Consider the following 26,340-nt stretch of genomic DNA (forward strand, 5'->3'; position numbering starts at 1 on the left):
CATGTTTCATGCACAAACATATACAGGGACAAGAGAGGAAAATTATACACTTGTCATCGAACAACTGAAAGCGTTAATTTCAGATGAAAAAAATGTTGTAGCGAACTTAGCGAACGCTTCCGCTTTATTGAATTATTTTTTGCACGATATTAATTGGGTCGGTTTTTATATAGCCGAAGGAAACGAACTCGTTCTCGGGCCGTTTCAAGGGTTACCGGCTTGCGTGCGCATTCCGTTCGGCAAAGGGGTATGTGGAACGGCTGCTATTGAGAAACGAACAGTACGTGTTGCCGATGTTCACACCTTCCCGGGTCACATCGCATGCGATGCGGCATCTCAATCTGAGATTGTCGTCCCAATGATGAAAAACGGTGTTTTCATCGGTGTGCTCGATATTGACAGCCCGATCAAAAATCGCTTTGATGAAATAGATGAACAATATTTACAACGTTTTGTTGAAACGCTTGTTCAGCATCTCAACATATAAGAAAGAGGCCGATGAATTGGCCTCTTTTAATATTCTTGCACAACAACTCGGTTCTTTCCCGTCCGTTTCGCTGTATACAGCGCTTCATCCGCACGATTAAATAGCTCTTTCACAGAGTCAACACGATTTTTCTTCCAATACGACACGCCACAAGAAATGGTCACAGGTGGATTCGTTAGTTCACGAACTTTTTGTACTAAACGATTGGCGATCGATACACCCGCATGAATGGACACTTTCGGTAAATAAATAGCAAGTTCCTCTCCACCCCATCGAGCTCCAATATCGTTTTGGCGAATGTTTGCTTTAATAATGTTTGCCACTTGAATAATGATTTCATCACCTACTTGATGTCCGTACGTGTCGTTTACTTTTTTGAAATTATCAATGTCTATTAAAATAAACGTACCTAATCCGTCCTCTTCCATCGAACGTTGGATGCGTTCGTCTAAGTAATGACGTGCGTATAAATTCGTTAACCGATCGGTAATGACCATCCGTTCGAGTTCTTCACGCAACGCCGCGTTTGTAAACGCCAACGTCGAGTGATGAATAAGCGACTGCAACAATTTAAACATATCAAACGAAAAATGATACGCCTCTTGATGCAATACAATTGCTACACCTTTCATCATACCACGCATCATCGGCACAGCCATAAGCGAGCGAAAACGTTTCGTATCATTGCTATGGATTTTCACATCACCTAAAAATAACGTATCACGTGGATGTTGAATACGATGAAAAACGAAATCTACATATGCTTTTGCTTCACGCGATTGAAAAAAAGATGTACTACCCGGAAGCACTTTTCGCTCTTTTTCTTGTAAAATAATAAAACCGACTTCTTCCGCATCAAACGATGTTTTGATTTTTTCGATCATAAACTGCAAGGCGTCTTGGAAACGTAAATTTGTGTTCAAGTGGTGAATCGTTTCATTAATGAGTTGTAAGTCAGCAATTAATCGTTTCGACTGTTCGTACAATTTTGCATTTTCTAAGGCGCTACCAGCTGTATTTGCCAGCAAGGAAATAAAACGCATCTCTCGCTCTGGAAGTTCCATAACTGTCGGAGCAATCATTTCGATGACGCCATAAATCCCTTGCGCCCCTTTAATCGGAGCATAAATGACAGACTTTTTATGGACAAGCGAATCGTGGAGCTGAATTTGCCCCGTCACGTACGCCTGCATTGCTCCCATATGCTCATCTTCATTTTCAAATGTGAGCAATTTAATCGGCAAATCACGATCTGTCGTGCTGTCATACGACAAAAACAAGTGGCAAGTAAACGCCGGATACACTTCCTTTAACGTTTTCACAATTTCTTCAAGCACATCTCCGATATTCATTGACGCATGAATTTTTGTTGCTGCTCGATGCAACTGTTCATATCTTTTTTCCTCGCTTAACACCTCGGACACTTTACGAATGCGAGCAAACACTTTTAAAAAATCTTGCTTTAGTTTGTTTATAAACGCTTTCGGCAACATATTTCGTTCATGTAGTTGAAAGCGAATAAGTCCGAATGAATCTTCTGAAAAATGTATACCAAATTGAACCGTTTTGATTTCGCTTCTTTCATCCAAAATCACAACGTCATCAAATTGTTTTTTTAACTGTTCATCAAACGGAATCGTATGTCTTTCTCGATGTCGCTCAATCGTTCGGTCTGTCGTCATTTCAGGCTCAAAGACATGCTTAAACGGGTTAAGCGTGTAAAACGTAACATTTGACAGGTGAAACTCGTTTTGTAATAGGGTGATAAGTGCTTGAATCATGCGAGGTAAATCGGTAAAATCTTCTTCACTTAAAAACCAATCAAAAAACTTTTGTTTAAATATTGCGTATTGATCGCGCTCTTGAACGTTCATTTTTTTCACTCACCCGCACATACTTCCTCTCTTTATATGTACAAACCATATAAATAAAAAAATGAGAGTTTCTGTAATATCCCTAAAGCTTAAGACCTATTAATTATATCATACCATAATCCTTATTACAAAGACCATACAAAAATGATTGACTCAGACGCAAAAAAAAACTATAATAGCCTTTGTGTAAAATATTGCAGCCTTTGTGCTCACATTTGTATGTCCATTTTGTTCCCCTTAGAGACGTGCGTCTCTAATTGGAGGTTGTATCGTGTAACTCTCAGCTGCTAGGGCGAGGATACATGAAAACAAAATGGCGATAAATGGTGAGGCACGACTGTTTTTATTTTACCAAAAATAAAAACAAAGGAGGAGCATTTATGGCTCGTTATACAGGTCCAACATGGAAAATTTCTCGCCGCCTTGGCATTTCATTAAGCGGCACAGGTAAAGAGTTACAAAAACGTCCTTACCCACCAGGTCAACATGGTCCAGGACAACGCAAAAAACTATCTGAATATGGCATTCAGCTTCAAGAGAAGCAAAAACTTCGCCATATGTACGGTGTAAACGAACGTCAATTCCGTAAAACGTTCGAAGAAGCAGGTAAAATGGCTGGTAAACACGGTGAAAACTTTATGATCTTACTTGAGTCTCGCTTAGACAACCTTGTTTACCGTTTAGGTTTCGCACGCACTCGCCGTCAAGCTCGTCAGTTAGTTAACCACGGTCACATTTTAGTTGATGGCAGCCGCGTTGACATTCCTTCTTACCGTGTAAAGCCAGGCCAAACGATTTCTGTTCGCGAAAAGTCTCGCAACCTTCAAATCATTAAAGAAGCGCTTGAAGTGAACAACTTCGTACCTGACTATTTAACACTTGACGCAGACAAATTAGAAGGTACTTACACTCGTTTTCCTGAACGCTCTGAGTTGCCTGCGGAAATTAACGAAGCATTAATCGTTGAGTTCTACTCTCGTTAATGAAAAAATCCTCTCTGCCGAAGCAGAGAGGATTTTTTATGCATAACGAATTAAGTAATACTTTTTCTTACCACGACGAATGATGGTAAAACGTCCTTCCATACGGTCTTCTTCTGTCATCATTTTATTCACATCTTGCACACGCTCACCATTGATATAAATCGCTCCGTTTGTGACATCCTCACGAGCTTGACGCTTCGATGGGCAAATACCGCTTGCTACAAGTAAATCAACAAGCGCCATCTCTTTTTCATCGCAGACATACGATGGCACATCTTTAAAACCTTGTTCAATTTCATCCGCTGTTAGTTTGGCTACATCTCCGCTAAAGAGCGCTTCAGAAATGTTGATCGCCTGCTGCAACGCTTCTTCCCCATGAACGAGGCGCGTCATCTCAGCAGCTAGCGCTTTTTGCGCTGCACGTTTTTCCGGTGCTTCAGCCGTTTGTCTTTCCAATTCGATAATTTCTTCATGGGATAAAAACGTAAAGTATTTTAAATATTTCACAACATCACGATCATCAGTGTTAATCCAAAATTGATAGAACTCATATGGCGACGTTTTATCAGCATCAAGCCATACTGCCCCACCTTCTGTTTTTCCAAATTTTGTTCCATCTGCTTTCGTTACGAGTGGAACGGTTAATCCAAACACTTTCGCATCTTCTTCTGTTTTCCGAATGAGCTCTAATCCTGCTGTAATGTTTCCCCATTGGTCACTGCCACCTACTTGCAACTTACATCCGTACATTTCATATAGCTTGAGGAAATCGTACGCTTGTAAAATCATATAACTAAATTCTGTAAATGAAATCCCTGTTTCTAATCGCGATTGTACGGATTCTTTTGCGAGCATGTAGTTAATCCCAAAGTTTTTCCCAACATCGCGCAAAAATGTAATGACATCAAGCGAACCAATCCATTCATAGTTATTTGCAATAATGGCTGGATTGTCGACTTTCTCAAAATCTAAAAAACGGCTTAGCTGTTGTTTAATTCGCTCACTGTAATAAGCGACTGTCTCTTTTTCATTTAATTTTCGCTCTGCTTTCTTTCCGCTTGGGTCTCCAATGAGTCCTGTTGCCCCACCGACGAGCGCAATCGGTTGGTGCCCTGCTTGTTGAAAACGACGCAACATTAAAATTGGAAGCAAATGACCAATATGTAAACTATCTGCCGTCGGGTCAAAGCCGCAATATACTTTTACGCTTTCTTCTGCCAACAACGCTTTTAATCCATCTTCATCTGTCATTTGATTAATTAAACCACGAAATTGTAAGTCTTGAAGCAAATCCATCTCAACCACCCTTTCTTTTTTCGAATTCAAACAAAAAACTCGTCCTTCACACGAAGGGACGAGTTTCATCGCGGTACCACCCTACTTAGAGAACGTACGTGTTCTCTCACTTCATTGACATAACGGTCTACACCGTCTTTTGCTACTTCGCATAAGCGGTTCACAAAAGATGCTCACGGAGGTAATTCATGCTCATCTATGCGCTAGTTCGCACCAACCACTAGCTCTCTGTTCGCAGGGAGATAAGCACTACTCGTTCCGCTCATCGCTCGATTATTTACATGTCAGTATATCCTCTTGTATCATAAAACACCAACTGTTGTCAAGATCTTCAAACAAATTTAAACATTCTTCGATACGAAAAGACAAATTATGATATAATAATGAAGATACAACACAGATGGGAGGTCACTATGTCAGAAAAACAAGTGCGATTCTCATGGCAAAAACTATGGCGTCATTTTACGATCACATATGAAGTCATCTGGAACGTATGTTTAATTATATTCATCGTAAGTTTATGTGCGTTCAGCTTTGCTTTCGGTGTCGGGGCAGGATATTTCGCCTCGCTCGTGAAAGATGCCAAGCCGATTCCATACAAAGAAATGAAAAAAGATATTTATAACTATGAAGAAACAACACATATTTACTTCGCCAATCGCGAATATCTCGGCTATTTTCGTTCAGACCTAGAACGCGATGAAGTCAAACTTTCGCAAGTTTCTCCTTATTTCATTCAAGCCGTCATTGCGACGGAAGATGAACATTTTTATGAACATAAAGGGGTTGTACCAAAAGCTATTATACGTGCCATTTTTCAAGAAGCAACAAATTCCTCTACACGTAGTGGAGGAAGTACATTAACACAGCAACTTGTAAAAAATCAAATTTTAACGAGCGAAGTGTCATTTGAGCGCAAAGCAAAAGAAGTGTTACTTGCTTTACGCCTTGAGAAATTTTTTACGAAAGATGAAATTTTAGAAGCCTACATTAACGTTGTACCGTTTGGACGAAACGCATCCGGACGAAATATCGCCGGTGTCCAAGCTGCTGCAAAAGGCGTTTTTGGCATCGATGCGAAGGAACTCACATTGCCACAAGCGGCTTTTTTAGCAGGATTGCCACAAAGTCCGTTTCGCTATACACCGTTTACAAGCAAAGGGGAGTTGAAAAACGATTTATCCCCAGCGTTAAATCGGATGAAAACTGTATTATCGCGCATGAAAAAAGCAGGATACATTTCGGAAAAACAATACAAAGAAGCGCTAGCGTATGACATTGCAAAAGATTTTGTGTCTTCCTTGCCTTCTCCTGTTGAAAAGTATCCTTGGCTCACGTTTGAAATCGAACGACGCGCAAAAGATATTTTTATTGATTTATTAGCGAAAAAAGACGGATACGAACGACAAGATGTACGATCAAATGATCAACTATATAGGGAATATGCTGAAAAAGCGGAAAAACAACTGCGTCAAAATGGGTATACAATTTATACGACAATTGATAAAAACATATATGAACGAATGAAAGCAATTGTTGAAAAATATCCTTACTTTGGAAGCGATACGATTGTGCGAAAAAAAGATGAAAAAACAGGGCAAATGGTTTCTGTTCGTCAACCAGTCGAAGTGGGAGCGATTTTAATCGAAAACAAAACAGGCCGGATCATTAGTTTTGTCGGCGGACGAGATTATAAACGGGAACAGCTCAATCACGCAACACAAGCATATCGTTCAAACGGTTCAACGATGAAGCCACTTCTTGTTTATGCACCAGCGATGGAAATGGGCATCGTTCAGCCTGGCTCTGTTATCCCAGATGTCGAGTTGGAAATCCCAACGAAACAAGGTCCGTACCGACCGAAAAACGCGGATGGAAAAACGCATGGCTTAACATCCGTACGTCATGCGCTGAAAAAATCGTATAACATTCCTGCTATTCGGACATATGCGCGCATCATCGATCAACGACCAATCTCATATTTGGAAAAAATGGGCTTTACAAGTTTAACAACAGGAGATGGACACAACTTATCGCTTGCGCTTGGCGGATTAACAAAAGGTGTAACGATTGAGGAAAATGTAAATGCATATGCTACGTTTGCAAACGGAGGAAAGTTTATTGACGCGTATTTAATTGAAAAAATCGTCGATAAAAATGGACAAATTGTATATGAGCATAAATCCAAGCCGACGGAAGTATTTTCACCACAGACTGCTTACTTAACAATTGATATGATGCGTGACGTCATTCGTTCTGGTACAGCAGCTTTCTTAAATGGCAAGCTGAAATTTTCGGCCGACTGGGCGGGAAAAACCGGAACGAGTCAAAATACGAAAGATGCGTGGTTTGTTGCAACAAATCCAAATGTTACGTTCGGCACTTGGATGGGGTACGATACGCCCAAACCGCTTCAAAAAAGCTATAAGGGATTATCATATTCGCAAAGAAACTTATTGTTATGGGCACAGTTAATGAATGGGGCATATGATATTCGCCCAGAACTCATTGCGCCAAAAGAGCGATTCCGCATGCCTGGCGGAATTGTTAAACGTTCGTATTGTGCTATTTCTGGATTACTTCCATCAGAGACGTGTAAACGATTTGGACTGATAGAAACTGACTTGTTTAATACCGCATTTGTGCCAAAACAAGAAGATCGGTACTTAATCAACGGTACTTTCGTTGAACTAAACGGAGAACGATACGTTGCCTTGCCGACAACACCAAAAGAATTTACAAAAGAAGGCGTCATGATTGACACTTCGTTACTTGAACAATGGGGAATTCAGCAGATAAAAGATACGAGCAAATTGTTCCCTCAAAATGATCAATGGAAGCATGTATTTGTCGCAAAAGCGCTTCAAGAAAACGGAAAAAAACCTGACCCAATCGCTGTATATCAAAAAGGAAATACGCTCGTTTGGAGCGAACATCATGAACAAGATGTCATTGGATATCGCGTATATTATACAGCATCAGAAACAACACCGTTTCAAGTCACGGCGACGATACGTAAAGGAGAACAAAAGAGCATACTGTTAAAACAAGGGATGTATTACGTTACTGCTGTCGATATTGCTGGATTGGAGTCGAATCCGTCAAATATCGTTCGCATGCTGCCTGCTACACCACCTGAGCAATCAACCGATGAACAACCGATAGAAATACCAGCAGAAGAACAGTCATCAACAAACTAAAAAAATCGGGCCATGCCCGATTTTTTTAATCTTCCATTGTTGATAAGTCACCTGTCGGTAAGTTTAGCTCCCAAGCTTTCAAGACGCGGCGCATAATTTTTCCGCTTCTCGTTTTTGGAAGTTTGTCACGAAACTCGATTTCGCGTGGCGCTGCATGCGCAGCTAAACCTTTTTTCACGAAGTTGCGAATGTCTTCTTTTAGCTCTTCAGACGGCTCATACCCTTCACGTAAAGCGACAAATGCTTTAATAATTTCGCCGCGCACCGGATCTGGCTTTCCGATGACACCCGCTTCAGCTACGGCTGGATGTTCAACGAGCTTACTTTCTACTTCAAACGGGCCAACGCGCTCTCCAGCTGTCATAATGACATCATCAATCCGCCCTTGGAACCAGAAATATCCATCCTCATCCATATATGCCGAGTCTCCAGAAACGTACCAATCCCCCGGTAAAAAGTACGATTCGTATTTTTGTGGATTATTCCAAATTGCGCGCATCATCGACGGCCAACCTTTTTTAATCGCCAAATTCCCCATGCGATATGGCGGCAACTCATTTCCTTGATCGTCAACGATCGCTGCTTTGACTCCAGGAATCGGTTTCCCCATTGATCCTGGTTTAATTTCCATACACGGATAGTTGCAAATGAGTTGTGCTCCTGTTTCTGTCATCCACCACGTATCGTGAATGCGACGATTAAATACTTTCATTCCCCAGCGCACGACTTCTGGATTGAGCGGTTCACCGACACTTAAAATATGGCGAAGTGAACGTAAATCAAATTTTTTCACAAGCTCGTCCCCAGCACCCATTAGCATGCGGAACGCTGTCGGTGCACTATACCATACTGTTACACCATAATCTTCAATCGTCTTATACCACGCTTCAGGATTAAAACGTCCACCGACAATGACGTTGGATGCGCCGCAAAGCCACGGGCCGAAAATGCCGTATGATGTTCCAGTCACCCAACCTGGGTCAGCTGTACACCAATATACATCGTCTTCTTTTAAATCTAATACCCATTTTGCTGTTTGATAATGTTGAATCATGGCGTTATGCACATGCAATACACCTTTTGGTTTTCCTGTTGATCCAGATGTATAGTGTAAAATGAGTCCATCTTCACGTCCGACCCATTCAATATCAAAATGTTTGCTTGCTGCGTTCATTCGTTTTTTCAAATCAAAAAATGGACCTTCTTCTTTAATGTCATCGCCAACTAAAAATACGTATTTTAATGCTGGCAACTCATTTACCGGTACGCGCGGTAAAAGTTCAGGTGTTGTAATAATCACTTTTGCCTCGCTATCTTCTAAACGGTCACGGACTGCTCCTTCCATGAATGCCTCAAAAAGAGGGCCAACAATTGCACCAAGTTTAATTGCACCAAGCACAGAGAAGTAGAGTTCAGGCGAGCGAGGCATAAAAATGAAGATGCGATCACCTTTTTCTACATCAGCTACTTCTTTCAGCACGTTGGCTACTTTATTTGAAAACTCCTTCATTTCTTTAAACGTGTACTTTTCTTCTCTTGTCGCATCGCGATAATAAAGAGCTACTTTGTTTTTTCGAAACGTTTCCGCATGGCGATCGATCGCCTCGTACGCCATGTTTACTTTCCCGGTTTCATACCACGAAAAATGTTTCTCTGCTTCAGACCAGTCAAACGTTTGATACGTTTCTTCATAGTTTTTCAGGTTGAAATCCCCTTGAATGACTGGTAGCGTTTCCACTTTAATCATCCCAAACTCCCCCTTGTTTGAATTGTTACACTCGTATTATATTATACTATAAACAATTTCTCAATTTTTAAAAAATTTTCATTTATGTTTATTATGAAAACGATTTAATTTTTATTTTTTTATGTATAATTGAAGTGAGATTATTTCAGTAGGCGGTGGGGCAATGGAACATAGAAAAACATATAACGCAAAACAATTAAAAACGCCAAAAGGAACGTTAATTATTGAGGGACCAATTTCTCCTAAAACATTGGCTAGCTATGAATTTCACCATGACTTAACAGCATTTCGGCAACCGCATCAACAACATCGAGCACTCATCGAGATTGCTGGCCTTCCAGAAGGACGCATTATTATCGCCCGCCACGGTCATACGATCGTTGGTTATGTTACGTTTTTATATCCCGATCCACTTGAAAGATGGTCACAAGGAAAAATGGAAAACTTAATCGAGCTTGGGGCCATCGAAGTCATCCCTGATTTTAGAGGTTGCGGGGTTGGGAAAAATTTATTGAAAGTGGCTATGATGGATGATGCGATGGAAGATTACATCATTATTACAACAGAGTACTATTGGCATTGGGATTTAAAACGAACCGGATTAAACGTATGGGAATATCGAAAGGTCATGGAGAAAATGATGAACGCAGGTGGGCTTGTTTGGTACGCGACCGATGACCCGGAAATTTGTTCGCATCCAGCGAACTGCTTAATGGCGCGTATTGGAAAACGGGTCGATCAACAATCGATTCAAAAATTCGATCAGCTACGTTTTATGAACCGTTTCATGTATTAAAAATAAAGGGGATGGGGAAATGATTGTCGAACAAATGATGAAAACGGATGTCATTGCACTAAAGCCGTCAAACACAATCGCCGACGCACTAAACATTGTTAAGCAAAAAAATATTCGACATTTACCGATTGTTGATGATGAATATCGTGTTGTTGGTATCGTTACGGATCGCGATTTACGCGATGCAAGTCCATCGATTTTCCATGCAAATGAACATCTCGAAGATTTACAAAAGCCGTTAAGTACCATTATGAAAACAAACGTCATTACAGGACATCCACTTGACTTCGTCGAAGAAATAGCCGCTTTATTTTACGAACATCGCATTAGCTGTATGCCCATCACGAAGGAAAACAAACTCGTAGGCATTATTACGGAGAGCGATTTGCTATATACGCTTATCCAATTAACCGGAGCACATCAACCTGGCTCCCAAATTGAAATTAAAGTGCCAAACCGGACAGGAATGTTAAGTGAAGTCGCTTCCGTTTTTCACAAGCGAAATATAAATATTTCAAGCGTTCTCGTTTATCCTCATGAAGATGATATGTACAAAGTGCTCGTCTTTCGCATTCAAACGATGAACCCGATGGCGATTATTCATGATTTAAAAGAACAAGGATACGATGTATTATGGCCGAACTTGCCGGGGGTTTCATCATGAGCAAAAATAGCGTATTTATTTATTCCGATGCGTTTCAAACGTATAAATTCCACGATCGCCATCCATTTAACCAACTACGTGTCAAACTGACATATGACTTATTGCAAACACTCGGCGCGCTACATGACGGACAAATTGTAGCACCACGCCTAGCGACAGACGAAGAATTAGCGCTTGTTCACGATGTCGATTACATTGAAGCAGTAAAGGAAGCTGGAAAAGGCCAACTATCAGAAGATGTTGCGCTTAATTATGGTCTCGGCACGGAAGATACACCGATTTTTCCAAACATGCATGAAGCGAGTGCCCTTCTCGTTGGCGGAACGTTAACAGCCGTTGATTATGTACTTTCTGGAAAAGCTGAACATGCGCTCAGTTTAGGTGGAGGACTCCATCATGGATTCCGCGGTAAAGCATCCGGTTTTTGCATTTACAACGATAGCTCTGTCGCCATTAAATATATGCAGGAAAAATACGGTGTTCGTGTCTTATATGTTGACACAGATGCCCATCATGGCGATGGAGTACAATGGACATTTTATGATGATCCGAATGTGTGTACATTTTCGATTCATGAAACAGGACGCTATTTATTTCCGGGAACAGGAAACGTGAATGAGCGGGGACAAGGAAAAGGATATGGCTACTCATTCAACATTCCTGTTGATGCATTTACAGAAGATGAGTCGTGGCTTGCTGCATATAAAGAAGCTCTCATGGAAATCGCCGACTTCTTTCGGCCTGACGTCATTTTAACTCAAAACGGTGTGGACGCTCATTATTATGATCCGTTGACTCATTTATGTGCGACGATGCGCATTTACCGCGAAATTCCAAAACTTGCGCATCAAATTGCTCATCAATATTGCAACGGACGTTGGATTGCGGTTGGTGGTGGGGGATACGACATTTGGCGCGTCGTTCCGCGTGCATGGGCGCTATTGTGGCTCGAAATGACAGAACAATCCGATATTTCTGGACGTTTACCGGAAGAATGGGTCGCTCGATGGCAACCTCATGCTCCTGTTTCTTTACCACTCGAATGGGATGATCCAGAAAACTTATATTCACCCATTCCGAGAAAAGCAGAAATTACAGAAAAAAATGCCCAAACGGTCATGAAAGCGCTTCAGCCCATTCGAAGTAATAAACAACGATTAAACTTATAACAAAATAACAAGGGTGTTCCGAAAGTAGCGGACACCCTTCTCTATGTTTGTTCGCACGTGAAATATGCGTTTTTCTTTAAGAAAAAAGTTTAGTTAGCCACCTATTTTGTCGAATCGCGATATTCAATTCGGTGCGGCAACACAACGATGTGATTGTCGACATGCTCTTTATTCATATATTTCGTTAATAAACGCATCGCCACTGCACCAATATCGTACATCGGTTGCACGACTGTCGTCAGCTTCGGACGAACCATGGTAGCTAAACGCGTATTATCAAAACCGACAACTTCTAACTCATCAGGAATGCGTATACCATGATCTTGTGCCCCGTGAATAACGCCGAGCGCCATTTCATCGGTTCCAACAAAAATCGCCGTTGGTCGCTGTGCAAGTTCGGCTAGCTTTTCATACGCTTCCATGCCTGAATCGTACGTATAGTCCCCCTCCACAACGAGCGCCTCATCATAAGCGATATTCGCTTCTTCTAAAGCACGACGATAGCCAGCTAATTTTTTTAATCCGTTAATTGGATCATTTAAAGGGCCTGTTACATAAGCAATGCGTTTATGCCCTTTTTCTATTAACATATGTACCGCATCATACGCTGCTTGCTCGTAGTCAATGTTGACGGACGGAATAATATTGTTTTTTTCAATTGTGGCAGCTAATACGATCGGTACATCTGACTTTTTAAACTGCTCGACATGTTCTTCCGTTACGTCGCCACCCATAAATAAAATACCATCAACTTGTTTAGCGAGCATCGTGTTTAATAAATGCAATTCTTTTTCTTTATTTTGATCCGAGTTACTTAAAATGATGTTATACTTGTACATTGTTGCAATGTCTTCAATTCCGCGTGCCATTTCTGCAAAAAAGATGCTCGAAATATCCGGAATAATGACGCCGACTGTTGTCGTTTTTTTACTTGCTAATCCGCGCGCTACCGCATTCGGACGATAACCAAGCCGTTCAATCACTTCCAACACTTTTTTGCGCGTCGAAGGCTTTACATTTGGGTTTCCATTCACAACGCGTGAAACGGTTGCCATCGACACGTTTGCTTCTCTTGCTACATCATAAATTGTTACATTCATCACATACACTCCTTTTTTACGCTCTATATATCGAAAACTGTCGTACATCGCAATTTTATGTAAAATTATCATACGATAAATGATTGCCTAAGTGCAACGTTTTCACAAATAAATTCATAAGAAAAGCTGGTGAACAATCACCAGCTAATTTGCTATGCTTTGACAAATTGTTTTTGGAATGATTTTAATTCTTCCATAAACTCATTGAATTGATTAATATCCATTTGTTGTGCGGAATCAGATAACGCAACCGCAGGATCTGGATGTACTTCCGCCATGACCCCGTCTGCTCCGATGGCAAGCGCAGCTTTCGCACAAGGTAAAAGTAAGTCACGACGTCCTGTTGAATGCGTTACATCGACAAAAACAGGCAAATGCGTTTCTTTTTTCAAAATCGGTACGGCTGAAATATCAAGCGTGTTGCGCGTCGCCTTTTCATATGTGCGGATGCCACGCTCGCATAAAATGATTTGCCCATTTCCTTGCGACATAATGTACTCCGCTGCATGAATAAACTCTTCGATCGTTGCAGCTAATCCCCGTTTTAATAATACCGGTTTATTCACTTGACCCGCGGCTTTTAACAACTCAAAGTTTTGCATATTGCGCGCTCCGATTTGAATAACGTCAATATAATCGAGCGCTGTTTCAATATCTGTTGGCGTTACAATTTCACTAATGACTGCTAAATCAAATTCATCTGCTACACGCTTTAAAATTTTCAATCCTTCTACGCCAAGTCCTTGGAAGTCATACGGTGACGTACGTGGTTTGTAAGCACCACCGCGCAATAATTTTAGTCCGTGTCGTTTGATCGCTTGCGCCACTTCCGCCACTTGTTCATAGCTTTCAACCGCACATGGTCCCATAACGAAATATTGATTACCATCGCCGATTTTTTCCCCTTTTACATCGACAATCGTATCCTCCGGCTTTTTCTTTCTTGATACAAGCAACGCCTTTTTATGGTCATCTTCTTGCAAATCGAGCCCTGCTTTAAAAATTTCTTTAAAAATATGTTTCAACGTCGCCGTATCAAACGGTCCGTCGTTATGTTCTAGAATTAAATCTAACATTTTTCTTTCACGAACAGGGTCATAAAAGTACGTCCCTTGAGCATCTTTAATTTTCCCAATTTCTTGAACAACACGCCCGCGTTCATTAATTAACTTTAACAGCTGTAAATTTAACTCATCAACCTTTGCTCTCAGCTCGTCTAATCGTTCGTTACTCATACATCTCATCCTTTCTTTATATAAGCTAAAAAATATGGTACATTTCTATATAATTAGAGATTATTATAAACGAAGTGGATAAAGTTGTCACCCCTTTATTTATAAAACGCGTTTAAGTAATAAAGAATTTTTTAATTTTCGAAAAAGAAGGTGGGAAGCTTGATTTTTGCATTAGACATTGGCACACGTTCAGTAGTTGGCATTATTTTAAAGGAAACAGACGGACGATATCAAGTTGAAGACATTGTCATAAAAGAACATGAAGAACGAGCGATGCTTGACGGACAAATTCATGACGTACTTGCTGTTTCTAACGTCATTCTCGACATAAAGAAAACGTTAGAGGAGCGGCACGGGCCTTTGACGCGCGTATGCGTCGCAGCGGCAGGTCGTTCATTAAAAACAGAAAAAGGAAAAGCAAGGATTTCAATTAAAGGAAAGCCGCTTTTAACTCATGAAGATGTCGCGTACTTAGAACTCACCGCCGTACAGCAAGCTCAAATGACGTTAGCAGAAAAATCAGCGAATGAAAAAAGTTATCACTATTATTGCGTCGGTTATTCCGTCACGCGCTATGAAATTGACGGCGAAGAAATTGGTAACTTAATTGATCAGCAAGGAGACGAGGCAAGCGTTGAAGTGATCGCTACATTTTTACCGAGACTCGTTGTTGAGTCACTTCTTGCAGCACTACAACGCGCTCATTTAGAAATGGAGGCGCTAACACTTGAGCCGATCGCCGCACTAAACGTGCTTATTCCTCCAACGATGCGACGATTAAATGTAGCACTTGTAGACATTGGCGCAGGAACATCTGACATCGCCATTACCGATCTCGGTACAGTCATCGCCTACGGCATGGTACCGATGGCAGGAGATGAAATTACTGAAGCAATTTCAGACGCCTATTTGCTTGATTTCCCTCTTGCTGAACAAGCGAAACGCGACTTGCATTCGAAAGAAATGGTAACAATTACAGACATTCTCGGGTTTGAAACAGAAGTGACTCGCGAACAAATGATTGCCACGATTTCAGATGCCATTGATCGACTTGCTGATGCGATTAGCAAAGAAATTTTACGATTAAATAATCATCAATCTCCGAAAGCAGTTATGCTTGTTGGAGGAGGGAGCTTGACGCCTGAACTTCCAAAACGGCTTGCTCACAAGCTTCATCTTCCAGAAAATCGCGTTGCTATTCGTGGTATTGATGCTATTCAAAAATTGCATATCGATCGTGAAGAAATGAAACATCGACCAGAACTCGTCACCCCGATCGGCATCGCAATTGCCGCAAAGCAAACACCGATCCAGTACGTGACAGTTCATGTAAATGAACAAACAATTCGCCTATTTGACATGAAGCAACTAACAATCGGTGATGCCTTACTCGCTGCAGGCATTCAACTACATAAACTATACGGAAAACCTGGCTTAGCGTGCGTCGTTACGTTGAATGGACAGGTTATTACAGTTCCCGGGACACACGGAGAACCACCAACCATTATAAAAAATGGTGAGCTAGCGACATTTGATACACCAATCAAAAGCAATGACCATATCATAGTCGAAAAAGGAAAAGATGGGAAACAAGCTGTGATTCGGCTTCGTGATTTGCTCGAATCATTGCCGACAAAGCATGTAACGATAAATGATCAACACTACAACATTGAGCCACTTATATTACGAAACGGAGAAGCTGTTTCTCTCGATGTCGTCTTATGTGATCGTGATGACATTGTCGTTCATATGCCTGAAACGATTGAACAGCTTCTAAAAGCAACAAAAAACGACCACCTTCTGAAACAACTTGAACCGTTTACAATCACGTTGAACGGAAAACAAATAAAATTTCCTGAATGGTGCGGAACAGTGTATCGAAACGGAATGGAATGTCAACTTTACGCAACGTTTGAAGACGGCGATCACATTGTCGTTCATGAACAAAAAGAGCGAACGATCGCTCAAATAGCGGAAGCAAGACAGTTGAAAGTTCATTACTCGCTTCCCATTATATTTAACGGTGAAACGTTAACATTAACAAAACAAATTGGTGTATTTTACCGTAACGGTGAACAGCTTCATAAGGACGATCTCGTTCAACATGGAGATGAGCTTCAATTTAGCGAGCGAAAACTCGAACCGTTTATTTTTCAAGATATTTTTCAATACGTTGAAGTTGATATTCCTCACGGGGCATCAACAACATTTACATTGCTAAAAAACGGAGAACCAACAACATTTTATGAACCACTTACACCAGGAGATCAACTTGAAATTGTTTGGCATAAGAAAAAGCAACTATGAGCGAGTCATAGTTGCTTTTTCTTTATTTTAAGTTTTCTGGATTTAATGGTTCTAGCTCTGGAAGGACAAAACGGCCGTCTTTTCGGATGAGCACACCATCAAAATATATTTCACCGCCGCCATATTCCGGACGTTGAATCATAACCATGTCCCAATGAATATTCGAGTGATTGCCGTTGTACGCTTCGTCATAACATTGTCCCGGCGTAAAATGGAAGCTTCCATCAATTTTTTCGTCAAACAAAATATCTTGCATTGGATGTTGAATATATGGGTTTACTCCGATCGCGAACTCACCAATATAGCGCGCACCTTCATCTGTATCAAAAATTTGATTAATGCGTTCTGTGTCGTTTGCTGTTGCTTCAATAATTTTTCCATCTTTAAACGTTAATTTCACGTTTTCAAACGTAAATCCTTGATAAGGAGAAGGTGTATTAAACGTAATGGTACCATTGACAGAATCGCGAACTGGAGCCGTATATACTTCTCCGTCTGGAATGTTCATTTGACCTGAACATTTTATAGCAGGAATATCTTTAATGGAGAACGTTAAATCTGTACCCGGTCCTGTAATGCGCACTTGATCCGTTTTATTCATTAACTCAACTAGAGCATCCATCGCTTTATCCATTTTCCCGTAATCTAAGTTACATACGTTGAAATAAAAATCTTCGAACGCCTCTGTACTCATTTTTGCAAGCTGTGCCATCGATGGATTCGGATAGCGGAGCACCACCCATTTCGTTTTCGGTACACGAATGTCACGATGCACTTTTTGCATAATTGTTTTTCCATGAATTTTCATTTTATCCGCTGGCACATCAGCAAACTCATTAATGTTGTCTCCAGCACGCAAGCCGATATAAGCATCCATCTCTTTCATAACATTCGCTTCGAACTCAGCCATCATGTTAAACTGTTCTTCTTGTGCTCCAAGCAAAAGGGCACGATCAACTTGGTGGTCTTTTAATGAAACGAACGGATGCGCACCTACTGCATATGCTTCACGCACAAGCGCGATCACAAGCTCCCGTTGCAAACCGAAGTTTTCGATTAATACCTTTTCTCCTTTTTGTAAACGAAGCGAGTAATGAATTAAGTTTTTCGCTAACTTTTCAATACGTGGATCTTTCATTTGTCTTCCTCCATTCCATCATATGTACATGTATATTGTAACCGATCTACAAAAAATTTGGAGTTTTTTGCAGGATTTTTTCTTTTTTTGTCGAATGAAATGTAAAGTATACAGAAAGGAGTTTTACAATGAACGTTATTTTATACGGGAGCATTGCACTCATCGCCATCGCCTTTCTCATTTTAGTCATTTATGTTATCCAAACGTTAAAAACGTTGCAAACAACGTTACAACACGTTGCGAAAACCGTCGAAGAAGTTGAAAAACAAATGCATGAAATCGGAAAAGAAACGGCACAATTACTACATAAGACGAACGCGCTTGCGGATGATGTGCATAAAAAAGCAGAAAGTTTGCAAGGTGTATTTGATGCAGTCAAACAAGTAGGAGTCACCGTTCAAACATTTAGCGACTCCATTTCTAAAACGTTAACAACAAATGAAAAAAAAATTACACAAGCCATTCAATGGGGACAAACGCTTGTAGAAATATGGACAAAATGGAAAGGGAAACGAAAATAAGGAGGGTTTCATATGGCTAAAAATAGTTCTTTTCTACTTGGGACAATTGTCGGGGGAATTGCAGGCGCAGCAACAGCACTATTCTTGTCGAGCGAACGTGGAAAGCAGTTATTAACCGAATCAGCACAACATGGAAAACAACTGCTGAATGATTTAAAAGAAAGCAATATAAATGAATGGAGAAAAAGTGAAGAAAAAGAAGAACTGATAAAAAGCGAACAAGAGAAATCACATTCCGTTTCATCTATTCCGATTCCGCTTCCTTCATCAGATGTGGAACAGTTGTTAAAAGAGACAGAGGAAGCTGTGAACGATGTGGAAAAACATTTGAATAAAGGAATGGACACGCATGGAGAAAATTGAGACAGTAGAACAGTTTGAACAAATTTGTTTGTCCCATCGTCCATTTTTATTGATGAAACATAGTCTCACGTGTCCGATTAGCCATCGGGCATGGGGGGAGTTCGAACGTTTCACAAAAGATTTTCCGCACATTCATGCATATTATTTACATGTACAACACGCACGCCCATTGTCGCAACATATTGCAGAAACGTTTCATGTTAAACACGAATCTCCTCAAGTGTTATGGGTGACAAATGACGGAGTAGCGTGGCATGCTTCGCATTGGAACATCACATACGAACAAATGCAAAAAGCAACTATGAACGCATCATAGTTGCTTTTTGCTTATACGTGAACGGATTGTTCATATCTTTGTTGAAATTTTTGAATATCGCCTGCTCCCATAAAAATAAGCACAGCGTTATCATGTTGCTTTAATACATCGACTTGCTCCTCGTCTAAAAGCTTTGCCCCTTCGATTTTAGCACGCAAATCCTCGATAGATAATTTCCCTTGATGCTCACGAGCAGAGCCAAAAATATCGCACAAATATACCGCATCAGCTAACGATAAGCTTTCAGCAAATTCATGTAAAAATGTTTGTGTACGCGTGTATGTGTGCGGTTGAAAAATCGCAACAATTTGACGATCTGGATACTTTTGTCTTGCTGCTTCGATCGTTGCACGTATTTCAGTCGGATGATGCGCATAATCATCAATAAGCACTTGTGAACCAAACGTTTTCTCATGGAAGCGACGTTTCACGCCAGGAAACGTTTTTAATCGCTCTTGAATAATGCTTACATCGATCCCTTCATAATGGCAAAGCGCAATGACAGCAAGCGCATTAAGCACGTTATGATCGCCATATCGCGGAATATGGAAAGAAGCAAAAAACGTATGGCGCACAAACACATCAAACGATGTCCCTTCTGGTGTTTTCACAACATTTCGGGCTTGAAAATCGTTATCTTCACCGAACCCGTAAAAAACGACAGGAACTTTAGCTTGAATTTTTTGTAAATATTCATCATCCCCACAAGCAATAATTCCTTTTTTCACTTGCCACGCCATTTGTTGAAATGCTGAAAACACATCTTCAATATTTACAAAGTAATCTGGATGATCAAAATCAATATTTGTCATAATCGCATAATCAGGGGAATATGCTAAAAAATGACGGCGATATTCGCACGCTTCAAATACAAAATACTTGCTCCCTTCTCTTCCTTTTCCAGAACCATCACCGATCAAATACGATGTCGGTTCTGCTCCCTGCATCACATGAGCGAGCAATCCTGTTGTTGATGTCTTCCCATGGGCGCCTGTCACAGCGATACTCGTAAATTTTTGTAAAAATTCACCTAAAAACTGATGGTAACGAATGACGGGTACACCGAGTTCACGAGCGGCTACAATTTCTTCATGTGTATCAGGAAAAGCGTTTCCAGCAATCACAACCATATTTTCTTGAATATTTTGAGCACTAAATGGGAAGATAGGAATCCCACGTGCTTCTAAAGCTTCTTGCGTGAAAAACCGCTTATCATAGTCCGATCCTTGCACGACGCATTTCATATCATGTAATACTTGTGCGAGTGCGCTCATTCCAGTTCCTTTAATGCCGACAAAATGGTAAATAGTCATAAGAAAACCTCCACCAACTATCGTTGATCTATATCACAGTATATGACATAAATTCCGTTTTGCTATTTTCACGATATGTAACAAACTTCATTATACCATCGTTTGCCCACGATGATAAGAAAAACTGATAGAAGAACGTTCTTCTATCAGTTTTTCCGTGTTATTGAGGCGTATACTCCACTTTTTCAAGGCGCGGATTTGGACGATAACGCCGTCCTGCTTTCGCTTGATGTTTTCCATTTAACAATACATTATCTCCTGTAAAACCAATGTGCACTTTCAATAAACTACTTCCCACACCATACATATCAACTGGCACACCTTGTTTTTCAAACTCAATAATGCGCTGTTCATTAAAACCGCCACTAACAACGATTTTAACATGTTCAAATCCTTCGCGATCAAGCGCTTCGCGTAAAGCAAAAATAAGCGGTGGATTGACGCCACGTGGATCAAATGTGCCAAGCACTTCTGGATGGCGAATAAAATATTGATCGATCATCGTCCGAGACGTATCAACGCGAACAGCCTTTAGCTTATCGCCAAATTCACGGGCCACTTTCAGCGCATCTGTAATACAGTCATTGTTGTAATCAACAAGAACAATTAAATCATCATCTGGATATTTTGCATGATACGCTTTTGCTGCCGCAACTACATCGCCATCAAACAATTGAATGAGGGCATGCGGCATCGTCCCCATGCCTTGTTTTCCCCACCACTCGTTCATCGCATGGGTCGCTTGAGCGGTGGAACCACCAATAAACGCAGCGTATCCATCACCCGCTTGCATCATAAAATGATCATCCCGATCTCCCATAAAAATGACCGGCTTTTGTACACCAGATAATGCCGCCGCTTTAACTACATTGTATACGTTTGTTGCTACAGATGTTCGGCGCGCTAAAATTCCATCAATAATGCCTTCTAAATACCCAAAATTTTGATACGGCCCTGTAACCGTAAGCACCGTCTCAAACGGACTAATTTTGTCTCCATCTTTTAACGAGTAAATCTCTAATTTTTCTGGTTCATCTGCAAACGTATGCAACAAGGCGATCACTTCATCGGTGCCACATAAGACAGCATGTTCTTTTTGAAAAAATTGCATTGTGACGATATTATCCGGACGAAATTCTTTGACGATTTCACGCGTTTTTAAAAAATATACGGCTGAAAACCATCCGTCTCGCACACGCTCATCAAATTTAAACGTTTTATTTGTTAGCCGTTTAATTTTCCCTTGTAATTTCAACTCGATCTCTTTCATTTTTCTTTCCCCTTCAGCCATCGTTTTCACGTCTTTAGCATAGCACGTTTTCTATTTCACGACTACTCCGTCTAAATTGTATCTTGTAGTTGCTCAAGATCTTGCTCGTCAATTAGCACATCGCGTGGCTTGCTTCCTTTTGGTGCCGATACAATCCCACGCTGCTCCATCATTTCAATTAAGCGCGCTGCCCGATTATAGCCGATACGAAAACGACGTTGCAAACTCGACGTCGAAGCACCACCTTGTTGAACAACAAACTCACATGCTTCATAAAAGAGCTCATCATCTTCCTCAGCTTGTACATGTTGTTGCAACAACTCATCGTGTTGAAATAAATAAGACGGTTCCATTTGTTGACGCACATGGGCAACGACGCGCTCAATTTCTTCATCCGATACAAAATTGCCTTGTAAGCGAATTGGTTTTGCTGTTCCGTTTTCTAAAAATAACATATCGCCTCGCCCAAGTAATTTTTCAGCACCGTTTATATCAATAATTGTACGTGAATCAATTTGTGACGATACAGAAAAGGCAATGCGCGTTGGGATATTTGCCTTAATTAAGCCGGTAATGACATCAACAGACGGTCGTTGTGTAGCAACAAGTAAGTGCATCCCACACGCCCGCGCTTTTTGGGCAATACGGCAAATGGCTTCCTCTACATCGGCTGGAGCAACCATCATTAAATCCGCAAGTTCATCAATGACAATAACGATATACGGTAAGTGTTGTTCCGGTTTTTGTGCTTTTCGTATTAACTCATTATAACGAACAATATCGCGCACCCCTGTATGTGCAAACAACTCATATCGCCGCTCCATTTCAGATACGGCCCATTTTAATGCTGCTGTTGCTGCTTTTGCATCTGTAATAACTGGGCTAACTAAATGTGGAATATGATTGTACGGTGCAAGTTCGACCATTTTCGGATCGATCAATAATAACTTCACTTCGTGCGGTGTTGCTTTATATAACAAACTTACTAACATCGCATTCATGCAGACGCTTTTCCCTGATCCAGTTGCTCCCGCAATCAATCCGTGCGGCATCTTTTTTAAATCAGTAACAACTGGTCTCCCTGAAATATCTAATCCTAAGGCAACAGCTAACGGGGATTGTGATTGTTGGAACACCTCGCTTTGTAATACTTCACGAATGAAAACAGGGCGGCTTGAGCGATTAGGCACTTCGATTCCGATCGTGTTTTTCCCAGGAATAGGCGCTTCGATACGAATATCTACAGCCGCTAAATTTAATTTAATATCATCCGCTAAATTCGTAATTTTATTCACTTTTACTCCAAGTTCTGGTTGCACTTCAAAACGAGTCACCGTCGGACCTTGGGTCACGTGAACGACTGTTGCTCCAACATTGAAATTTTTAAACGTCTCATTTAACCGCTCTGTTTGCTCTTTTAGCCACGTTTCATCGCCCTCATGCTGAATCGCTGGAGCATGCAATAGCGATAACGGCGGAAACGTATAAGATCCCTGTTGCTGTCGCTCTTTCCATTTTTCTCGATCTTGTTTTAACATTATCACGTTATATGGCACACCGCTTCTCTTTCTCTCTCGTCCCTCATTCGCCTGTTCAATTTTTTCTTCTCTACACTCCTGCTCTTTACTTTCTCCTACTTGTGTTTGCGTAACTTGTTCTTCACCAGCTTCCCTCTGCACTTCTTCTTGTTGCATTTCTTCTTTTTCATGAACAACATCTTTCTCTTCATGATGAATTGGCTCACTTGCTGGCATATGCACATGTTCGTTTGTTTCATCAACAAGCTGCTTTCCTACAGATTCATCTCTTTGTGTATGCGCATATTCGTTTGTTTCAGCTTCTTCAACGATCGGAAGTTCAAATTCAACAACCGCATCATGTTCTTTTTTTCGCTCAACACGCTCCATTCGCTTATAACCAAATATAGGCGATGGCACATCTGTCGGACGAAACGTGCGTGATTCGTTTACTGTGCGCTCTATGCGTGTTATTTTTTTCTCAGAGGAAACGGTTTGCGGTGATGAGCGCTTTTGTTCATATATTCGCTCTTTTTGTCTTTCTTTTGGTTCATCTGGAATTAATGGAAAGCGAAATTTCCCTTTCGGATATTCATAAACAACTTTTGCCTCTACATGTTTATGATCATTTTTTTGTACGGAAGGGGGGCGTTTGCGCGTTTCTTTTGCCTTATCATTTTCTCCAAATAAATAACGAAGTAATGCCTTAAACCAACCCATTTAATCCTCACTCTTTCTTTTGTACATTCGGTTTTATTTTACCACAAAAAAAGCTGACTGCCGTGACGGAAGTCAGCTGAAAAATGGTTGACCTACTTCGTACTCATCATCTAAAACGAGAATCCCTTTCTCTTGTGGGGCGTTTGGCAAATCGAGTTCACGGGCAGAACAAATCATTCCGTAAGACTTCACCCCACGAAGCTCTGCTTCTTGAATGACTAGACCGCTTGGCATGACCGCTCCGACTTTTGCGACAACGACTTTTTGTCCCGCTTCTACGTTCGGAGCCCCGCATACAATTTGCAATGTTTCCGTACCAACGTCTACTTGACAAACACTTAACTTATCAGCATTCGGATGTTTCTCTTTTTCTTTCACGTAACCGACAACAAATTTCGGTGAAAAATCAGCCTTTAATTGTTCATTTACACCATTTTTTTGCAATATGTTGTTAATCGTAGCGATTACTTGTTCGTTTAGTTCAACGACTCCATTTCCTTCAAATGTGCTATATGTAGACGCATGAAAAATATTGTAACCAACTGTTTCACCTGTTTGCTCATCATAAATGCGCACAACATCCCCTTTTTTCTCAAAAGCACGCACTTGTGGATCAACAACTTTTAAAGTAATGAGTAACGTGTCGCCAATGCCTTCTCGATTGTAAAATACGTTCATCATTTCTCATCCTTTCGACGATTTTTTCCAAGAATAAAAATCGGTTGCAGTTGCCCACCTTCATATAAAAATGAAAGCGCAGTAATCGGCACTCTGCCACTTGCAAAAAAACTCATCGTTAACTGCGCAAGTACATCATAGCCGATTTCGTTTTCAATGTCAGCAATAATGAGCACATCTTGATGAGGAACCGAAAGCAACATCGTTCCTTTTATTTTTTCGGAAAAACTTTTCAAAAAAGCATCATTCAATATGCGACTTGCATCATATCCATCGTTTGTATTCAAAAAATAAAACGTATTGCCACCGACACGATCTTCTTTTACTGTCGTAGGCAACGAACGAACGTTAAAACGGGCAATTTCTTTCAATTGTTGCACATTCCAACGCTCGGATTCAACTAAACGTTCATCAATGAGCCGATACGTTGTTCCTAAATCGAGCGCATAATAAATGCGCGTTTCTGCTGTATGATCGTCATAAATAAACGCAGCGCCTTCGTTCGTCGTTGTCGGGAATGAGGTAGAGCGAATAACCGGATATATATGTTTTTCTTTTCCATGTAACGGCGAATCATCATGTAACGCCGTTAACGTTTGTTCGACATAATAAACAATTTCGTCAATGGCACGCTCTTTCTCAACCTCCCATTTTGCGATAATAGGGGGTAACGAAATCGTCACCCCTTTTTTCGTGTCACGATGCTCAATGCGAAGTGTATCTTTTTTTCGATCCCATCGAAATTCCCATGGGTAGTGGGATAATCGTTGTTGAATATGCTCACTTATTTGCTTACTATTCATCACGCTCACCTAAGCTTTGAATAAAAGCGACGATTTCTTCTTTCGTTTTCCGATCTTTGCTGACAAATCGTCCTTTCTCTTGGCCATTTTCATATGCAATAAAACTCGGAATACCAAAAACGTTGTGCTCCGCAAACAAGTCGAGCAATTGATCGCGATCGACCGCATAAAACGTATAATCGGAAAATTGTGCTTCAATTTCTGGTAAAACCGGTTTGATGAATTGACAATCCCGGCACCAATCAGCTGTAAACATCATAATGACTTTCCCATGTTGAATCGCTTCGTTATATTGTTCGATCCGTTCAATCGTTTTCATTGATTTCTCCATCCTTTCTTTTGATGTTCGTATTGCCCTTTCAACATATGAACAATATGTGTATACATCGTTGTTCGGTCGATGGCTCCGTTCGTCAAAATGCCGATCGCTCCTTCATTTGAACGAACATCGCGACGATCGGCGTATTCGTCTATCACTTCAGCTAATTCTTTCCCAGTTTTTAATTGTTCACTAATTTCGGCAGGAAGCGGAATGCGCGCCCCTCCTGCCACAACGACAACGCCGTCCCGATCTACAAGCGCACCCCAATTACATAGCCAGACTGTTCCATTACGTGCAACAAATACGCCTCCTTCTAAACCTATTCCGATATGTGCTTGTTGTTCATGAACAGCTAACGTTGCACGCTCAATCGCACCTTGCAACGTTTCTTCATCGGAAAACGGTTGTTTTGACACACTCGGCTGCACGTCACTCGCTATAATCGCATGATGTGCCTCATGAAATACAGCTTTTACCGCTTTTACTTTCGTATTGTTTTTTGTTCCAACTGCAATTTTCAT

At 40.9% G+C, this 26,340-nt stretch carries 23 protein-coding genes and 1 other annotated feature; of the genes, 10 read left to right on the plus strand and 13 right to left on the minus strand.

From position 1 onward, the window contains the following. The first annotated feature begins 1 nt into the window (after window position 1). Complete coding sequence (locus LD028_RS17255; protein ID WP_237812506.1) at window positions 2–487, plus strand: GAF domain-containing protein; 486 nt, start codon at window positions 2–4, stop codon at window positions 485–487. A gap of 26 nt (window positions 488–513) precedes the next feature. On the opposite strand, the gene LD028_RS17260 is transcribed toward LD028_RS17255, so the two are convergent. Then, window positions 514–2,370: a sensor domain-containing diguanylate cyclase gene (locus LD028_RS17260; protein ID WP_237812507.1), complete on the minus strand. Its 1,857-nt coding sequence runs from the start codon at window positions 2,368–2,370 to the stop codon at window positions 514–516. 371 nt (window positions 2,371–2,741) lie between these two features. On the opposite strand from LD028_RS17260, the gene rpsD reads away from it, so the two are divergent. Further along, window positions 2,742–3,344, plus strand: a complete 603-nt coding sequence (rpsD, locus tag LD028_RS17265; RefSeq protein WP_237812508.1) for a 30S ribosomal protein S4 — start codon at window positions 2,742–2,744, stop codon at window positions 3,342–3,344. A gap of 36 nt (window positions 3,345–3,380) precedes the next feature. Here the strand turns inward: rpsD and tyrS are convergent, their stop codons facing one another. Beyond that, window positions 3,381–4,640: a tyrosine--tRNA ligase gene (tyrS, locus tag LD028_RS17270; RefSeq protein ID WP_237812509.1), complete on the minus strand. Its 1,260-nt coding sequence runs from the start codon at window positions 4,638–4,640 to the stop codon at window positions 3,381–3,383. Between the two features lie 51 nt (window positions 4,641–4,691). Further along, window positions 4,692–4,915: a binding site (T-box leader), on the minus strand. 138 nt (window positions 4,916–5,053) lie between these two features. On the opposite strand from tyrS, the gene LD028_RS17275 reads away from it, so the two are divergent. Continuing rightward, window positions 5,054–7,840 carry a transglycosylase domain-containing protein gene (locus tag LD028_RS17275; protein ID WP_237812510.1) on the plus strand — a complete coding sequence of 929 codons (2,787 nt, stop codon included), beginning with the start codon at window positions 5,054–5,056 and terminating at the stop codon, window positions 7,838–7,840. A 25-nt stretch (window positions 7,841–7,865) separates the two neighbouring features. Here the strand turns inward: LD028_RS17275 and acsA are convergent, their stop codons facing one another. After that, complete coding sequence (acsA, locus tag LD028_RS17280) at window positions 7,866–9,584, minus strand: acetate--CoA ligase (protein WP_237812584.1); 1,719 nt, start codon at window positions 9,582–9,584, stop codon at window positions 7,866–7,868. 166 nt (window positions 9,585–9,750) lie between these two features. On the opposite strand from acsA, the gene LD028_RS17285 reads away from it, so the two are divergent. The 3 genes from LD028_RS17285 to LD028_RS17295 are packed head-to-tail and all read left to right on the plus strand — an operon-like array spanning window position 9,751 to window position 12,216. Next, the gene (locus tag LD028_RS17285; protein ID WP_077429270.1) at window positions 9,751–10,383 is read left to right on the plus strand and encodes a GNAT family N-acetyltransferase; all 633 of its coding nucleotides are present in this window, start codon (window positions 9,751–9,753) and stop codon (window positions 10,381–10,383) included. 19 nt (window positions 10,384–10,402) lie between these two features. After that, window positions 10,403–11,047, plus strand: coding sequence for an acetoin utilization AcuB family protein (locus LD028_RS17290; RefSeq protein WP_237812511.1), 645 nt, complete (start codon window positions 10,403–10,405; stop codon window positions 11,045–11,047). Beyond that, window positions 11,044–12,216: an acetoin utilization protein AcuC gene (locus tag LD028_RS17295; protein WP_237812512.1), complete on the plus strand. Its 1,173-nt coding sequence runs from the start codon at window positions 11,044–11,046 to the stop codon at window positions 12,214–12,216. The genes LD028_RS17290 and LD028_RS17295 overlap by 4 nt, the downstream gene beginning before the upstream one ends. A 101-nt stretch (window positions 12,217–12,317) precedes the next feature. Here the strand turns inward: LD028_RS17295 and ccpA are convergent, their stop codons facing one another. Both ccpA and LD028_RS17305 read right to left on the minus strand, forming a co-directional pair. Next, complete coding sequence (ccpA, locus tag LD028_RS17300) at window positions 12,318–13,316, minus strand: catabolite control protein A (RefSeq protein ID WP_237812513.1); 999 nt, start codon at window positions 13,314–13,316, stop codon at window positions 12,318–12,320. A 152-nt stretch (window positions 13,317–13,468) separates the two neighbouring features. Beyond that, a complete protein-coding gene (locus tag LD028_RS17305; protein WP_237812514.1) occupies window positions 13,469–14,551 on the minus strand; it encodes a bifunctional 3-deoxy-7-phosphoheptulonate synthase/chorismate mutase in 1,083 nt (360 codons plus the stop codon). A gap of 150 nt (window positions 14,552–14,701) precedes the next feature. On the opposite strand from LD028_RS17305, the gene LD028_RS17310 reads away from it, so the two are divergent. Further along, window positions 14,702–16,858, plus strand: a complete 2,157-nt coding sequence (locus LD028_RS17310) for a cell division protein FtsA (protein ID WP_237812515.1) — start codon at window positions 14,702–14,704, stop codon at window positions 16,856–16,858. A gap of 22 nt (window positions 16,859–16,880) precedes the next feature. On the opposite strand, the gene LD028_RS17315 is transcribed toward LD028_RS17310, so the two are convergent. Continuing rightward, the gene (locus LD028_RS17315; protein WP_077429266.1) at window positions 16,881–17,996 is read right to left on the minus strand and encodes an aminopeptidase; all 1,116 of its coding nucleotides are present in this window, start codon (window positions 17,994–17,996) and stop codon (window positions 16,881–16,883) included. 128 nt (window positions 17,997–18,124) lie between these two features. On the opposite strand from LD028_RS17315, the gene LD028_RS17320 reads away from it, so the two are divergent. The 3 genes from LD028_RS17320 to ytxJ are packed head-to-tail and all read left to right on the plus strand — an operon-like array spanning window position 18,125 to window position 19,196. Beyond that, window positions 18,125–18,517 (plus strand): DUF948 domain-containing protein, encoded by a 393-nt coding sequence (locus LD028_RS17320; RefSeq protein WP_077429265.1) that lies wholly within the window; start codon window positions 18,125–18,127, stop codon window positions 18,515–18,517. Window positions 18,518–18,529: 12 nt separating this feature from the next. Further along, complete coding sequence (locus tag LD028_RS17325) at window positions 18,530–18,880, plus strand: hypothetical protein (RefSeq protein WP_004888997.1); 351 nt, start codon at window positions 18,530–18,532, stop codon at window positions 18,878–18,880. Then, window positions 18,867–19,196, plus strand: a complete 330-nt coding sequence (ytxJ, locus tag LD028_RS17330; RefSeq protein WP_004888996.1) for a bacillithiol system redox-active protein YtxJ — start codon at window positions 18,867–18,869, stop codon at window positions 19,194–19,196. Before LD028_RS17325 ends, ytxJ begins: the two co-directional genes overlap by 14 nt. 11 nt (window positions 19,197–19,207) lie before the next feature. On the opposite strand, the gene murC is transcribed toward ytxJ, so the two are convergent. From murC to LD028_RS17365, 7 genes are all read right to left on the minus strand, one after another. Then, window positions 19,208–20,509 carry a UDP-N-acetylmuramate--L-alanine ligase gene (gene murC / locus LD028_RS17335; RefSeq protein ID WP_237812516.1) on the minus strand — a complete coding sequence of 434 codons (1,302 nt, stop codon included), beginning with the start codon at window positions 20,507–20,509 and terminating at the stop codon, window positions 19,208–19,210. 160 nt (window positions 20,510–20,669) lie between these two features. After that, a complete protein-coding gene (locus tag LD028_RS17340) occupies window positions 20,670–21,779 on the minus strand; it encodes a nicotinate phosphoribosyltransferase (protein ID WP_237812517.1) in 1,110 nt (369 codons plus the stop codon). 71 nt (window positions 21,780–21,850) lie between these two features. After that, the gene (locus LD028_RS17345; RefSeq protein ID WP_077429262.1) at window positions 21,851–24,016 is read right to left on the minus strand and encodes a DNA translocase FtsK; all 2,166 of its coding nucleotides are present in this window, start codon (window positions 24,014–24,016) and stop codon (window positions 21,851–21,853) included. 72 nt (window positions 24,017–24,088) lie between these two features. After that, window positions 24,089–24,694, minus strand: coding sequence for a YtpR family tRNA-binding protein (gene ytpR / locus LD028_RS17350; protein ID WP_237812518.1), 606 nt, complete (start codon window positions 24,692–24,694; stop codon window positions 24,089–24,091). Beyond that, on the minus strand, window positions 24,694–25,497 hold the full coding sequence (locus LD028_RS17355; RefSeq protein WP_237812519.1) for a DUF1444 domain-containing protein: 804 nt from the start codon (window positions 25,495–25,497) through the stop codon (window positions 24,694–24,696). Before LD028_RS17355 ends, ytpR begins: the two co-directional genes overlap by 1 nt. After that, a complete protein-coding gene (locus tag LD028_RS17360; RefSeq protein ID WP_226373800.1) occupies window positions 25,490–25,816 on the minus strand; it encodes a thioredoxin family protein in 327 nt (108 codons plus the stop codon). The genes LD028_RS17355 and LD028_RS17360 overlap by 8 nt, the downstream gene beginning before the upstream one ends. Then, window positions 25,813–26,340, minus strand: coding sequence for a DUF84 family protein (locus LD028_RS17365; RefSeq protein WP_237812520.1), 528 nt, complete (start codon window positions 26,338–26,340; stop codon window positions 25,813–25,815). The genes LD028_RS17360 and LD028_RS17365 overlap by 4 nt, the downstream gene beginning before the upstream one ends.

The organism is Anoxybacillus sp. LAT27 (assembly GCF_022030075.1).
GTDB classification, from domain to species: domain Bacteria; phylum Bacillota; class Bacilli; order Bacillales; family Anoxybacillaceae; genus Anoxybacillus; species Anoxybacillus kestanbolensis.